Genomic DNA, 1,242 nt, shown 5'->3' on the forward strand with positions numbered 1-1,242 from the left:
CGTCTCGATCGCGCGCGGCATCAACGACCAGAACGGCAATCCGGACCGGCTGGGGCTGCAGGACGTCAACCCGATCTTCACCTGGGTGCGCCTGGCGCAGCGCATTCCGGTACGCATCCATCTGGACCACGTGCCCGAGAGCGTGACGCTGGCGGCGGGCATGACCTGCACGGTGACCGTCGGCCCGCAATCGCGCAGCCAGAAGGGGCAGCTCACCACCTGGCTCCAAGACCACCTGTGACCTGTCTGCTTGCAGACGCGGTCTGGCGGCGATCCGACGCGCGTTTCCTGCGCTTCGGTGCTCACGGCCATCAAGGCCGCTCCGCTCCGATGCTCGGAAACACACGACGGCCGTGCCGCTTCGCGGCACTCTCGCTCACCAGCCCACGTCTGCAAGCAGACATCTTTTCATTGCTGTTCGGGTCTGTTGCACAATCATGATCATGACGACGAAAAGCCGGCGAGCTGGGTTGGTTCTGACTTCGATGGTCGTGCTGGCGGGTTGCACGGTCGGCCCGCGCTACCAGCCGGACCGGATGAAGGTGCCCGCGCACTTCACCGAGGACGAGCATCCGGCAACCGATGCCGAGATCGCGCGCACCAATGCCGAGCTGAAAGATTGGTGGCACCGCTTCGGCGATGCGGAACTGGACCGGCTGGTCGACCGCGCCATCGGCGGCAATTACGACCTGCAGATCGCCGGCCAGCGCATCCTGGCCGAGCGGGCGCTGCGCGACAGCCAGGCCTCGGCCTGGTATCCGCAGGTCGACGCCAACACCACCAATGGCGACGCGCGCTTTTCGATCAACGTGGATAACTGGCCGATCAGGCCGGGGAGTCCGATCAACCGGCCCGGGGCGTCCTATCTCTCCTACGGGGTCAGCGCGAGCTGGCAGATCGACGTGTTCGGCCGCATCCGCCGCAGCGTGGAAGCGCAGGAACGCGCGGTCGAGGAGACGGTCGAGGACCGGCGCGCGGTGCTGATGACGATGCTCTCGGCGCTGGTCAGCGACTATATGGTGCTGCGCGACACCCAGTTGCGGCTGGAGATCTCGAACCGCAACATCAGCGTGGCGCAGGAAGCCTATGATTTGACGCAGCGCCTGTATCTGGAGGGCGTGGGCAACACGCTGCAGATCGCGCAGGCCAAGGCGGAGCTGGACAGCCAGCTTGCGGCGCGCGAGCCGCTGCGCACGCATATCGCCCAGATCACGCATGCGCTCGACGTGCTGATGGGCCAGA

2 protein-coding genes are annotated in these 1,242 nt (G+C 66.1%); both read left to right on the forward strand.

Features of this window, described 5'->3' with window-relative positions; translation table 11 throughout:
• Nucleotides 1–241 (forward strand): HlyD family secretion protein (locus tag HLH35_RS19650; RefSeq protein ID WP_456305640.1); only part of this gene is annotated, 241 nt, incomplete at its 5' end.
• 196 nt (nt 242–437) lie between these two features.
• Nucleotides 438–1,242 (forward strand): TolC family protein (locus tag HLH35_RS19655; RefSeq protein WP_182980738.1); only part of this gene is annotated, 805 nt, incomplete at its 3' end.

Source organism: Gluconacetobacter asukensis (assembly GCF_014174375.1).
Lineage (GTDB): Bacteria > Pseudomonadota > Alphaproteobacteria > Acetobacterales > Acetobacteraceae > Gluconacetobacter > Gluconacetobacter asukensis.